This is a genomic window from Aquibium sp. A9E412 (genome assembly GCF_030398335.1).
Taxonomy (GTDB): domain Bacteria; phylum Pseudomonadota; class Alphaproteobacteria; order Rhizobiales; family Rhizobiaceae; genus A9E412.
The window spans coordinates 1-10756 of the sequence record NZ_JAOAOP010000093.1 but is presented as its reverse complement, the minus strand read 5'-3'; the positions used below and the strand labels follow the sequence as shown (position 1 = coordinate 10756).

General features: G+C 73.8%; 14 protein-coding genes. 8 read left to right on the top strand and 6 right to left on the bottom strand.

The window, feature by feature from the left end; genetic code table 11:
• Nucleotides 1-172 precede the first annotated feature (172 nt).
• Entirely contained in the window at nucleotides 173-1102 is a 930-nt protein-coding gene (hemC, locus tag N1F89_RS19405) for a hydroxymethylbilane synthase (protein WP_290086089.1), read from the bottom strand.
• 92 nt (nucleotides 1103-1194) lie between these two features.
• Here hemC and tsaD point away from each other — a divergent pair, with 92 nt between their 5' ends.
• The 6 genes from tsaD (at nucleotide 1195) to N1F89_RS19375 (ending at nucleotide 5137) form a co-directional block, all read left to right on the top strand.
• Complete coding sequence (gene tsaD / locus N1F89_RS19400; RefSeq protein WP_290086088.1) at nucleotides 1195-2286, top strand: tRNA (adenosine(37)-N6)-threonylcarbamoyltransferase complex transferase subunit TsaD; 1092 nt, start codon at nucleotides 1195-1197, stop codon at nucleotides 2284-2286.
• Nucleotides 2283-3272 carry an NAD(P)H-dependent glycerol-3-phosphate dehydrogenase gene (locus tag N1F89_RS19395; RefSeq protein WP_290086086.1) on the top strand — a complete coding sequence of 330 codons (990 nt, stop codon included), beginning with the start codon at nucleotides 2283-2285 and terminating at the stop codon, nucleotides 3270-3272. Before tsaD ends, N1F89_RS19395 begins: the two co-directional genes overlap by 4 nt.
• A gap of 24 nt (nucleotides 3273-3296) precedes the next feature.
• On the top strand, nucleotides 3297-3593 hold the full coding sequence (locus tag N1F89_RS19390; protein WP_290086085.1) for a YciI-like protein: 297 nt from the start codon (nucleotides 3297-3299) through the stop codon (nucleotides 3591-3593).
• Nucleotides 3593-4018 carry an EVE domain-containing protein gene (locus N1F89_RS19385; RefSeq protein WP_290086084.1) on the top strand — a complete coding sequence of 142 codons (426 nt, stop codon included), beginning with the start codon at nucleotides 3593-3595 and terminating at the stop codon, nucleotides 4016-4018. Before N1F89_RS19390 ends, N1F89_RS19385 begins: the two co-directional genes overlap by 1 nt.
• Nucleotides 4015-4668: a methyltransferase gene (locus N1F89_RS19380; protein ID WP_290086083.1), complete on the top strand. Its 654-nt coding sequence runs from the start codon at nucleotides 4015-4017 to the stop codon at nucleotides 4666-4668. The genes N1F89_RS19385 and N1F89_RS19380 overlap by 4 nt, the downstream gene beginning before the upstream one ends.
• Before the next feature lie 61 nt (nucleotides 4669-4729).
• Nucleotides 4730-5137 (top strand): DUF1761 domain-containing protein, encoded by a 408-nt coding sequence (locus N1F89_RS19375; RefSeq protein ID WP_290086082.1) that lies wholly within the window; start codon nucleotides 4730-4732, stop codon nucleotides 5135-5137.
• Between the two features lie 94 nt (nucleotides 5138-5231).
• Here N1F89_RS19375 and N1F89_RS19370 read toward each other — a convergent pair whose 3' ends face one another.
• The 3 genes from N1F89_RS19370 to N1F89_RS19360 form a co-directional block, all read right to left on the bottom strand.
• Nucleotides 5232-6320: a 5-(carboxyamino)imidazole ribonucleotide synthase gene (locus N1F89_RS19370; protein ID WP_290086081.1), complete on the bottom strand. Its 1089-nt coding sequence runs from the start codon at nucleotides 6318-6320 to the stop codon at nucleotides 5232-5234.
• Entirely contained in the window at nucleotides 6317-6811 is a 495-nt protein-coding gene (gene purE, locus N1F89_RS19365; protein WP_290086080.1) for a 5-(carboxyamino)imidazole ribonucleotide mutase, read from the bottom strand. The genes N1F89_RS19370 and purE overlap by 4 nt, the downstream gene beginning before the upstream one ends.
• 190 nt (nucleotides 6812-7001) lie before the next feature.
• Entirely contained in the window at nucleotides 7002-7205 is a 204-nt protein-coding gene (locus N1F89_RS19360; protein WP_290086079.1) for a YdcH family protein, read from the bottom strand.
• Between the two features lie 229 nt (nucleotides 7206-7434).
• Here N1F89_RS19360 and N1F89_RS19355 point away from each other — a divergent pair, with 229 nt between their 5' ends.
• The gene (locus N1F89_RS19355) at nucleotides 7435-7614 is read left to right on the top strand and encodes a DUF465 domain-containing protein (protein ID WP_290086078.1); all 180 of its coding nucleotides are present in this window, start codon (nucleotides 7435-7437) and stop codon (nucleotides 7612-7614) included.
• Between the two features lie 292 nt (nucleotides 7615-7906).
• On the opposite strand, the gene N1F89_RS19350 is transcribed toward N1F89_RS19355, so the two are convergent.
• Nucleotides 7907-9244, bottom strand: a complete 1338-nt coding sequence (locus tag N1F89_RS19350) for an MFS transporter (protein ID WP_290086077.1) — start codon at nucleotides 9242-9244, stop codon at nucleotides 7907-7909.
• A 94-nt stretch (nucleotides 9245-9338) separates the two neighbouring features.
• A complete protein-coding gene (locus tag N1F89_RS19345; RefSeq protein ID WP_290086076.1) occupies nucleotides 9339-9533 on the bottom strand; it encodes a DUF1192 domain-containing protein in 195 nt (64 codons plus the stop codon).
• Between the two features lie 109 nt (nucleotides 9534-9642).
• On the opposite strand from N1F89_RS19345, the gene N1F89_RS19340 reads away from it, so the two are divergent.
• A complete protein-coding gene (locus N1F89_RS19340) occupies nucleotides 9643-10647 on the top strand; it encodes an NAD(P)H-quinone oxidoreductase (RefSeq protein WP_290086090.1) in 1005 nt (334 codons plus the stop codon).
• The last annotated feature ends 109 nt before the right edge of the window (nucleotides 10648-10756 follow it).

Sequence of the window (10756 nt, the reverse complement as noted above, 5' to 3'; positions counted from 1 at the left end):
CCGCGACCACCGCGTCGGCACGGCCGGCCGCCGCGGGCAGGTCGGGCGCGGGCGCGAGGCCGGCGATGCGCGTCAGCGGCAGGACGAGCGGCACATGGCCGCGCTCGGCCAGCCGCGCGGCGGTCTCGCTGGCGCCCGGCTCAGGCCGCGTCACCAGGATGCGGCGCGGCATTCAGTGCCAGCCGTCGAAGAAGCCGGGCTCCGCCATGGCGCGGATCGCAGCGCCCGCCTCGCTGCCGATCGCCGCGGCGTCCGACGCCGCGCCCTCGCGGGCGATCTCGTGCGCCGAGCGCCCGTCGGGCCGCAGGATCGTGCCGGAAAAGCTGAGCCGCTCGCCGTCGAGACGCGCATGGCCGGCGATCGGCGTGCGGCAGGAGCCGTCGAGCGCGGCCAGGAAGGCGCGCTCGCAGGCGAGCTGGATGCCGGTCTCGCGATGGTCGATCGGCGCCAGCAGGTCGCGCACCCGCGTGTCGCCGATGCGGCTTTCCACGCACACCGCCCCCTGGCCGAGAGCCGGCGGGAAGCTTTCCGGCGTCATCACGTCGGTCGCCACATGCGCCATGTCGAGCCGGTTGAGACCGGCGAGCGCCAGCAGCGTGCCGTCGACCACGCCCTCGTCGAGCTTGCGCAGCCGCGTCTGCACGTTGCCGCGGAACAGCAGCACCTCGAGGTCGGGGCGCATGCGCCGCACCAGCGCCTGGCGGCGCAGCGACGAGGTGCCGACGCGCGCGCCCTGCGGCAGGTCGGCGATGCGCGCGGCGGCGCGGCCGATGAAGACGTCGCGCACGTCCTCGCGCTCGAGGAAGGCCGACAGCTCCAACCCCTCGGGCAGCACCGTGGGCATGTCCTTCGACGAGTGCACGGCGATGTCGATGCGCCCGTCGTACATCGCCTCCTCGAGTTCCTTGGTGAACAGGCCCTTGCCGCCGGCCTCGGCCAGGGCGCGGTCCTGGATGCGGTCGCCGCTGGTCGAGATCGCGACGATCTCGAAGGCCTCCTCGGGCAGCCCGTGCGCGGCCATCAGCCGGTCACGGGTCTCCGTCGCCTGAGCGAGGGCCAGGGCGCTGCCGCGCGTTCCGATCTTCAAGACATCTGTTTGCATGGCGAGGCCACCGTGATAACCCGCATGCGGCCCGCGCGCCACCCCCTTCGCGAAGGGCGGGGCGCGACCGGGCGGCACAGGGAACAGCGCTTGTGGTCACCCGGGTCCTCGGCATCGAGACGAGTTGCGACGAGACCGCCGCCGCGGTCGTCGCGCGCCGGCCGGACGGCGGCGGCGACATCCTGTCCAACGTCGTTCTGTCGCAGGCGGCCGAGCATGCCGCCTTCGGCGGCGTGGTGCCGGAGATCGCCGCGCGCGCCCATGTCGAGGCGCTCGACGCCGTCATCGCCGCCGCCCTCGACGAGGCGGGCGTGCGGCTGAGCGAGATCGACGCCGTCGCCGCCACCGCCGGCCCCGGCCTGATCGGCGGGCTGATCGTCGGGCTGGTGACCGCCAAGGCGATGGCCGCGGCGACCGGCAAGCCGCTCGTGCCCGTCAACCACCTGGAAGGCCACGCGCTGACGCCGCGCCTCACCGACCGCCTCGCCTTTCCCTATCTGCTGCTGCTGGTCTCCGGCGGCCATACGCAGATCGTCGAGGTGCGCGGCGTCGGCGACTACCGGCGCTGGGCGAGCACCATCGACGACGCGCTCGGCGAGGCCTTCGACAAGACGGCCAAGCTGCTCGGCCTGGCCTATCCCGGCGGCCCGGCCGTCGAGCGCGCGGCGGCGGCCGGCGACGCCGCCCGCTTCGCCTTTCCCCGGCCGATGCGCGGCGAGGCGCGCCCCGACTTCTCGTTCTCCGGTCTCAAGACCGCCGTGCGCCAGGCCGCGGAGGCCATCGCGCCGCTGTCGGATGGCGACGTCGCCGACATCTGCGCCTCCTTCCAGGCCGCCGTGAGCGAGGCGGTCGGCGACCGCGTGGCGCGCGCGCTCGCCCGCTTCCGCGCCGAGCATGCCGCGCTCGCCGATCCGGTTCTCGTCGTCGCCGGCGGCGTTGCGGCCAACCGCGCGCTGCGCGCCGCGCTCGGCGAGACCTGCCGGGCGGCCGGCTTCCGCCTCGTCGCGCCGCCGGCGGCGCTGTGCGGCGACAACGCCGCGATGATCGCCTGGGCCGGGCTGGAGCGCCTGGCGGCCGGTCTGGTGGAGGCCGACGCGATGGACGCCGCGCCGCGCGCCCGCTGGCCGCTCGACGCCGCCGCCGCGCCGCTGGTCGGCCACGGCCGGCGCGGAGCCAAGGCATGAGCGCGCCGCGGCGCATCGCCGTGCTGGGCGCCGGCGCCTGGGGCACCGCGCTGGCGCTCACCATGCGCCGCGCCGGGCACCCGGTGCGGCTGTGGGCGCGCGACGCCGGGCACGCCGCGCGCATCGCCGCGGAAGGCCGCAACGCGCGCTATCTGCCCGACGTCGCGCTCGACGCCGGGCTGCGGCCGACCGGCGACCTCGCCGCCGCGCTCGGCGATGCCGAGACGGTGCTCGCCGTCGTGCCGGCGCAGACGATGCGCGCGGTGCTGGGCACCGTGCGGCCGTTGCTGGCGGCGGGCGTGCCGGTCGTCTTGTGCGCCAAGGGGCTGGAGCGCGGCACCGGCCAGCGCCTGTCGACGGTGGCCGGCGAAGTCTTGCCCGACCATCCGCTCGCCGTGTTGTCCGGTCCGAGCTTCGCCGAGGACGTGGCGCGCGGCCTGCCGACGGCGGTCACCGTCGCGGCGGCCGACGCCGAGGACGCCGCCCGCCTCGCCGCCGCGCTGACGGCGCCGCGCTTTCGCTGCTACTCGTCGGCTGACCTGACCGGCGTCGAGCTCGGCGGCGCGCTCAAGAACGTCTTCGCCATCGCCGCCGGCGCGGTGGCCGGTGCCGGGCTCGGCGCCAGCGCCCAGGCGGCCATGGTGACGCGCGGCTTCGTCGAGCTGCGCCGCATCGCCGCCGCCTTCGGCGCCGCGCCGGAGACCGTGATGGGCCTGTCGGGGCTCGGCGACCTGTTTCTCACCTGCGGCTCGGCGCAGTCGCGCAACTTCGCCTACGGCATGGCGCTCGGCCGCGGCGACGCGCTCGACGGCCTGCCGCTCGCCGAGGGCGTGGCGACGACCGGCGTCGCCGCCGGTCTGGCGCGCGACAACGCCATCGAGGCGCCGATCGTCGATGCCGTCGACCGGCTGCTCGACGGCCGGCTGACCATCGCCGCGGCGGTCGACGAGCTGCTCGCCCGCCCGCTCAAGCACGAGCACGCCTGAGGGCGCGAGAAAGGGAACCACGGCATGATCTACGCCATCCTGTGCAACGACCGGCCGGGCGGCCTCGAGACGCGGCTTGCCACGCGGCCCGACCATGTCGCCTATCTCGAGGGGCTGAACGCGCGCGGCGTGCTGAAATTCGCCGGCCCCTTCCTCGACGCCGACGACAAGCCGTGCGGCAGCATGGTCGCCGTCGAGGCCGAGAGCCGCGCGGCGGCCGCGGCCATCGCCGCCGCCGACCCCTATGCCGTGGCCGGCCTGTTCGACAGCGTCGAGATCCGGCCGTGGAGCTGGGTGTTCAACAAACCGGAGACCGCATGATGGCGCACTGGCTCTTCAAGTCCGAACCCTCCACCTGGTCGTGGCAGCAGCAGAAGCAGCGCGGCGCGGCCGGCGAGGAGTGGGACGGCGTGCGCAACTACCAGGCGCGCAACAACATGCGCGCCATGAAGCAGGGCGATCGCGGCTTCTTCTACCACTCGCAGGACGGCAAGGAGATCGTCGGCATCGTCGAGGTGTGCGCCGAGGCGCATCCCGACTCGACGACCGACGACCCGCGCTGGGAGTGCGTCGACATCCGCGCCGTCGCCGACATGCCGAAGCCGGTCACGCTCGAGGCCATCAAGCAGAACCCGAAGCTCGCCGACATGGTGCTGGTCAACAACTCGCGGCTTTCGGTGCAGCCGGTCGCCGACGACGAGTGGGCGGAGATCTGCCGCATGGGCGGTCTCGACCGGGTGCCGTGAACCGGCCGGGCCGCGACCCGCGAGACTTCATCCGCGCCAACACCGCGCTTCTGGCGCCGCCGCACGTGCCGGAGCTTCGCCTGCACCTGGCCGACGAGGCGCACGCGCTGTGGCAGCGCACGGAAGCCGAGCTCGAGGCCGAAGGCCTGCCGCCGCCCTTCTGGGCCTTCGCCTGGGCCGGCGGCCAGGGCCTGGCCCGCTACGTGCTCGACCGTCCGGCCGTCGTCGCCGGCCGCAGCGTGCTCGACGTCGCCGCCGGCTCCGGGCTGGTGGCGATCGCCGCCGCGCGCGCCGGCGCGCGGTCCGTCACCGCCGCCGACATCGATCCCCTCGCCGAGGCCGCGGTGGCGCTCAACGCCGCCGCCAACGGCGTCGCCGTGGCGTTCTCCGGCTCCGACTGGATCGGCCGCGACGCCGGCTGGGACGTCGTGCTGGCCGGCGACGTGTTCTACGACCGGGCGCTGGCCGACCGGCTGATGCCGTGGTTCGCCGACCTCGCCCGGCGTGGCGCGGCCGTGCTCGTCGGCGACCCCGGACGCCATTACCTGCCGCGTACCGGGCTCGAGCCGCTCGCCACCTACCGGGTGCCGGTCACCCGCGCGCTCGAGGACGCCGAGGTCAAGCGCACCACGGTCTGGCGGCTCGCTTGACGCGGCGCGCCGGCCGGCGTTCAATCCGGGCGCGGGCGCGCCGCAAGGGGAGGGGCATCGCATGGTCTTTGCCGGCATCAGCTATGTCGCCGTCGTCGCCGCCGCGCTGGCGGGCTTCGTCTTCGGCGCCGCCTATTACGGCCTGCTCGGCAAGCCGTGGATGAAGGCCGCGCGCATCGATCCGGCCGAGGCGCGGATGAGCGCCGGCCTGTTCGTCACCGGCTTCCTCGCCGAGCTCGTGATGGCCTGGGTGCTGGCCGGCATCATCGGCCATCTCGGCGACGGCCAGGTGACGCTGTGGAACGGCGTCGTCTCCGGCGCCTTCGTCTGGCTCGGCTTCATGGCGACCACCGTCACGGTCAACCAGCGCTATCAGGGCTTCGGCTGGGACCTCACCCTGATCGACGCCGGCCACTGGCTCGGCGTCGCCCTGATCATGGGCGCGGTGATCGGGCTTTGGGGCGTGTGACGGCGTCGCGAGCCTCCTGCGGAAAGCGCGGCGGCCGGCCCTTCGCCGAGGGAGCGCGCGGCGGCCGGGCGGACGCCGCCGGACAGGCGCGGCCTCACAACCGGACGCGCCCGGTCAGCCGCGTCACATGGCCCATCTTGCGGCCGGGCCGCGCCTCGGCCTTGCCGTAGAGCGTCAGCGCCAGGTCGGCCTCGGCGAGGAGCGACGGCGCGCGCGCCACGTCGTCGCCGATCAGGTTTTCCATCACGCAGTCGCTGTGCCGACCCGGCGCGCCGAGCGGCAGGCCGGCGACGGCGCGGATGTGCTGCTCGAACTGCGACACCACGCAGGCCGCCTCCGTCCAGTGGCCGGAATTGTGCACCCGCGGCGCGATCTCGTTGGCCAGCAGCGAGCCGTCGGCCAGCACGAAGAACTCGACGCCGATCACGCCGACATAGTCGAGCGCCTCGAGGATGGCGCGGGCCGCCTGGCGCGCCGCCTGCGCCGTGCGGTCGGACACGGCCGCCGGCACGGTCGAGCTGTGCAGGATGCCGCCGCGATGCACGTTCTCGGCCAGGTCGTAGGCGGCGACCGCGCCGTCGCGGCCACGCGCGGCGATCACCGAGACCTCGCGCTCGAAGCGCACCAGACCCTCGAGGATGAGCGGCACGCCGCCGAGCGCGGCGAAGGCCTCGGCCAGCGCCTCGGGCGCCGGCCGGTCGAGCACACGCTGGCCCTTGCCGTCATAGCCGAGCCGCCGCGTCTTCAGCACGCCGGAGCCGCCGAGCCGGGCGAGCGCGGCGGCGAGCCCCGCCGCGTCGTCGACCGCCTCGTAGGGCGCCGTGGCGACGCCTGCGGCGTTGAGGAAGCGCTTTTCGGCCAGCCGGTCCTGCGCCGCCTCGAGCGCGGCCGGCGGCGGAAACACCGGCACGCGCTCGGCCAGCCGGCGCGCCGCGGCGACCGGCACGTTCTCGAACTCGTAGGTCACCGCCGCCGCGCCGTCGGCCAGCTCGGCGAGCGCGGCCGGGTCGTCATAGGCGGCCACGACCTGCCGGTTGGCGAGCTGCGCGGCCGGGCAGTCGGGCTGCGGCTCGAGCACGATCGTGCGGTAGCCGAGCCGCGCGGCGGCGGCCGCCAGCATGCGGCCGAGCTGGCCGCCGCCGACGATGCCGATCGTCGCGCCGGGCGCCAGCGGGCCGCTCACGGCGCATCCTGCGGCGTCTCGGCCACGGCCTCCGTCTGGTCGCGGCGCCAGGCGTCGAGCCGCGCGGCGAGCGCCTCGTCGGTCAGCGCCAGCACGGCGGCCGCCAGCAGCGCGGCGTTGACGGCGCCGGCGCGGCCGATCGCCAGCGTGCCGACGGGAATGCCGGCCGGCATCTGCACGATCGACAACAGCGAATCCTGGCCCGACAGCGCCTTCGATTCGACGGGCACGCCGAACACCGGCAGCGGCGTCAGCGCCGCCACCATGCCCGGCAGATGGGCCGCGCCGCCGGCGCCGGCGACGATGACCTTGTGGCCGGCCGCGCGCGCGCCGCGGGCAAACGCGTAGAGCCGCTCCGGCGTGCGGTGCGCCGAGACGATGCGCGCCTCGTGGCCGACGCCGAGCGCGGCCAGCGTGTCGGCCGCATGCCGCATCGTCGCCCAGTCGGACTGGCTTCCCATGATGATACAGACGTCCGCGCCGTCGGCCATGGCGGTCCCCCTTGTCGCGCCGGCCGCGCCCCGGCGGGCGGCGGCGATGCGCCGCGCTGGTCTAGACCATGATGCCGAAACGTGTGAAGCGCTTTTCGGACGCCGTCATGGCCTGTGCGACGGATTTCGCCGCCTGTCCGCGACGCCGCGCAGGTCCGCGCCCTGCCCCGCTCGGGCCGGCGCCCGCCGCTCAGGCGATGATGTCGGGAATGATGCGGTCTTCCAGGTCCTTGAGGCGGTCTTTCACCGCCAGCTTCTTCTTCTTCATGCGCTGGATCTGCAGCGGGTCGCATCCCGTCGCCACCATGGCGTTGATGGCGGCGTCGAAATCGGCATGATCCTGTTTCAGACGCGCGAACTCGAGACGAATCTCGGCCTGTTCCTGGTCAGACATGGCGTCCGTTGGCTGGGCCGGCGTCGCCGGAGCGCCAGGCTTGGCGCACCGCGGCCGCGGCAATGCTGAAAGCATAGGCCTAGCACATTTCGCGCCTGTGGGAAATGCGACGCCGCGCCATTCGACAAGCCGCCACGGAGATGGCACACTGTCATCGTCCCGTCACAAGGGCGTGTCGGCGGTTCATCCCTTGCGACGGGTACGAGGAACCTAGCGAAGGGAGTCCACCATGTCTCTTGAATCCCACCTTGCGGAGCTGCAGCGCAGGCACGGCAATCTGGAACGGCAGATTGACGAGGCCATGGCGCATCCCTCGGTCGACGCGCTGGAGATCTCGCGGCTCAAGCGACGCAAGCTGGCCATCAAGGACGAGATGGAAAAGCTGAGGACGGCCCCCACCACCCACTGACATGGCGTTTGCCGGCGACGTCGGAACCGGTTCGCCGTTCGCAAATGCGCTAGAACAAACAACTTGGAGCCGATCTGCGATTCCGTGAATGGCAGGTCGGCTCTGAAGGCCGCGGCGCGGGCCCGGTGACCGCCGGCCCGGCTCCGGGCACCCGCACCGTGCCACGCCGGCCGCCAAGCGGCCGCCGGCCCGCTCCGCAGTGCGCCCGCCTGTCGCGCGCCGGCGTGCCACCCCTGCGTCGCGCCGGTCTCTGCCTCCGGGCGGCGGTGCGCCCCGTCGACCCGGTCGGCGGTCAGCCCGGCCGGTCGCCGGCAGCGCCCGCCACCGCGGCTTCGCCTGCCGCCGGCGGATGGTCGCCGGCCTGTCCCTCCGGCGTCTCCTCCTGCACCTCCGCATCGCCTTCCGCGCGCGGGTCGAGCATCACCGCCTGCGGCGTCACCGCGCGCTCGGCCGGCAGCGTCTTGAACGCCTCGCGCTCCTCGAGCGGCACCGGCGCGCGGCGGCTGATGCGCAGCGCGGCATAGCCGGCGAGCAGCAGATGCGCCAGCGCCGTGGCGAGGAACAGGCCCTCCGGGCGCAGCCACTCCATGAACAGCGCCCCGGCGAGCGGGCCGATCATCGTGCCGAAGCCGTAGAGCACCAGCAGGCCGCCCGACACCTTGACGAAATCCTCCGGCGCGGCGTGGTCGTTGGCGTGCGCCACGGTCACCGAGTAGAGCGTGTAGGACAGCGCGCCGTAGGCGGTCGCCAGGACGATGATGAAGACGGCGTCGCGCGGCGCGGCGAAGAACACGACGAGCGCGAACAGCGCCGCGCCGGTCGCGCCGCCGGCGATCACGAAGCGCCGGTCGGTGCGGTCCGAGGCGCGGCCGATCGGCATCTGCAGCGCCGCGCCGGCGACCACGGCCAGGCTCATCATCAGCGCGATCTCGAAGGTGGAGATGCCGATGCGCGCGCCGTAGACGGCACCCAGCGTGCCCCAGGCGCCGTTCGCCGTGCCGACCAGCAGGCAGCCGAGAAAGGCGACCGGCGAGTTGGCGAACAGGCCCTTGAGGTCGAGCGAGACGCGCGTCAGCGGCTGCGGCGCCACCGCGGTCGACACCGCGGTGGGGATCAGCGACAGGCAGAACAGGATGCCGGTCGTCATGAACAGCATGGCGGTGGCGGTGTCGCCGACCGCCACCACCATCTGGCCGGTCATGATCGCCACATAGGTGACGATCATGTAGACGCCGAACACCGTGCCGCGGTTCTCGTTGGTGGCGCGCTCGTTGAGCCAGCTCTCGATGACCATGAAGGCGCCGGCCATGGCGAAGCCGGTGAACACGCGCAGAAGCACCCAGGCGACCGGATCGACGATCATGCCGGTCAGCAGCGCTATGATCGCCGCCGTCGCCGCGCAGGCGCCGAAGGCGCGCACATGGCCGACCCGACGCACCAGCCACGGCGCCACGAAGCAGCCGGCCACGAAGCCGGCCGCCCACGAGGTGCCGAGCAGGCCGAGCGCGGTCGCGGAGAAGCCCTCGGCCTGGCCGCGGATCGGCAGCAGCAGCGCGTGCAGGCCGGAGGCGGTGAGCAGGAACGCGGTCCCGAACAGCAGCGAGACGATCGAGGCGAAGGGAGAAAGCATCGGGGCTCCGGGCGGAAGGCTCGCGGGACGCGGCGGGCGGCAGGGTCTGCCGCGCCGTCATCGCCGCAAAGGTGGCATCATGAAGGCGCCGCGCTCACTCCCGCCGAAACAGCGATTCGGCCGCCGCCTTGGTGGCACCCTTGGCCTCGCGCTCCGCCTCCAGCCGGGCGATCTCGGCCCTGAGCGCGGCGATGCGCGCGTCGAGCTCGGCGACCGACAGCAGCGACAGGTCCTGGCCGATGACGTGGCCGTCCGGCGGCCGTTTCGGCTGGTCGTCGAAGATGGCCATCGTGTCCCTCCCTTTGCCGCGGCGGCACGGCACGATACATACTCGGCGGGCCGGTGCGAAAACCTACGCAAGCCGGCGGACAACAGCAAGGAAGGTCAGGCGCATGGCAATGGGCAAAGCGGTTCCCGAACGCATGACGGCGATCGCCATCACCGAGCCTGGCGGGCCGATGGTGCTGAAGCCGCAAACCCGCGCCGTGCCCGAGCCCGGTCCCGGCGAGATCCTGATTCGCGTCAAGGCGGCGGGCATCAACCGGCCGGACGTGCTGCAGCGCCAGGGCGCCTATCCGCCGCCGCCCGGCGCGTCCGAGCTGCCCGGCCTGGAGGCGGCCGGCGAGGTGGCCGCGCTCGGCGAGGGCGTCGGCCGCTGGAGCGTCGGCGACAAGGTGGCGGCGCTGACGCCGGGCGGCGGCTACGCCGAATACTGCACGGTGCACGAGAGCAACGCGCTGCCCATCCCGCACGGCTTCACCTTCACCGAGGCGGCGGCGATCCCCGAGACCTTCTTCACCGTGTGGCACAACGTCTTCCAGCGCGGCGCGCTGCGCCAGGGCGAGACGCTGCTGGTGCACGGCGGCTCGTCGGGCATCGGCACCACGGCGATCCAGCTCGCCGTCGCCTTCGGCGCGCGCGTCGCCGTCACCGCCGGCAGCGAGGAGAAGTGCCGCGCCTGCCGCGAGCTCGGCGCCGAGCGGGCGGTCAACTACCGCGAGGAGGATTTCGTCGCCGCGATCAAGGAGATGACCGGCGGGCGCGGCGCCGACGTCATCCTCGACATGGTGGCCGGCGATTACGTCAACCGCAACTACGCGGCCGCCGCCGAGGACGGCCGCATCGTGCAGATCGCGCTGCTCGGCGGCGCCAAGGCGACGGCCGACTTCTCGCGGCTGATGCGCAAGCGGCTCACCCACACCGGCTCGACGCTGCGCCCCCGGCCGGTGGCGGTGAAGGGCGCCATCGCCGCTGAGCTCGAGGACCAGGTCTGGCCGCTTCTGGCCGCGCGCAAGGTGGCGCCGGTGATGGACATGATCTTCCCGCTCGCCGAGGCCTGGCGCGCGCACGAGCGGATGGAGGAAGGCAGCCACATCGGCAAGATCGTGCTCGACGTCGCCTGACCGGCCCGGCCGGCGCACGGCAGTGAATCCGGGTTAACGCGGCAAGGGCTGGAGGATGTGAGCGAGGTATTGGTTGTTTCTGGCAGCGCGTTTTCTGCGCAGTCTGATG